This is a genomic window from Lactobacillus delbrueckii subsp. bulgaricus (genome assembly GCF_046938665.1).
Taxonomy (GTDB): domain Bacteria; phylum Bacillota; class Bacilli; order Lactobacillales; family Lactobacillaceae; genus Lactobacillus; species Lactobacillus delbrueckii_C.
Genome location: NZ_JBKZCD010000057.1, coordinates 1 through 1,174 on the forward strand (window position 1 = coordinate 1; position 1,174 = coordinate 1,174).

The 1,174-nt window shown below is 53.7% G+C and carries 1 rRNA gene; it reads right to left on the reverse strand.

Annotated elements, in window-relative coordinates:
* Window positions 1-1,174: ribosomal RNA gene (locus ACLUXO_RS10130) — 16S ribosomal RNA — on the reverse strand; the annotation flags it as partial.

Here is a 1,174-nt window from a genome sequence, read left to right on the forward strand (position 1 = left end):
AAAGGTTATCCCACCGACTTTGGGCATTGCAGACTTCCATGGTGTGACGGGCGGTGTGTACAAGGCCCGGGAACGTATTCACCGCGGCGTGCTGATCCGCGATTACTAGCGATTCCAGCTTCGTGCAGGCGAGTTGCAGCCTGCAGTCCGAACTGAGAACAGCTTTAAGAGATCCGCTTACCCTCGCGGGTTCGCTTCTCGTTGTACTGCCCATTGTAGCACGTGTGTAGCCCAGGTCATAAGGGGCATGATGACTTGACGTCATCCCCACCTTCCTCCGGTTTGTCACCGGCAGTCTCTCTAGAGTGCCCAACTTAATGATGGCAACTAAAGACAAGGGTTGCGCTCGTTGCGGGACTTAACCCAACATCTCACGACACGAGCTGACGACAGCCATGCACCACCTGTCTCTGTGTCCCCGAAGGGAAAGACTTATCTCTAAGTTTGTCACAGGATGTCAAGACCTGGTAAGGTTCTTCGCGTTGCTTCGAATTAAACCACATGCTCCACCGCTTGTGCGGGCCCCCGTCAATTCCTTTGAGTTTCAACCTTGCGGTCGTACTCCCCAGGCGGAGCGCTTAATGCGTTTGCTGCGGCACTGAGGACCGGAAAGTCCCCAACACCTAGCGCTCATCGTTTACGGCATGGACTACCAGGGTATCTAATCCTGTTCGCTACCCATGCTTTCGAGCCTCAGCGTCAGTTGCAGACCAGAGAGCCGCCTTCGCCACTGGTGTTCTTCCATATATCTACGCATTCCACCGCTACACATGGAGTTCCACTCTCCTCTTCTGCACTCAAGAATGACAGTTTCCGATGCAGTTCCACGGTTGAGCCGTGGGCTTTCACATCAGACTTATCATTCCGCCTGCGCTCGCTTTACGCCCAATAAATCCGGACAACGCTTGCCACCTACGTATTACCGCGGCTGCTGGCACGTAGTTAGCCGTGACTTTCTGGTTGATTACCGTCAAATAAAGACCAGTTACTGCCTCTATCCTTCTTCACCAACAACAGAGCTTTACGATCCGAAAACCTTCTTCACTCACGCGGCGTTGCTCCATCAGACTTGCGTCCATTGTGGAAGATTCCCTACTGCTGCCTCCCGTAGGAGTTTGGGCCGTGTCTCAGTCCCAATGTGGCCGATCAGTCTCTCAACTCGGCTACGCATCAT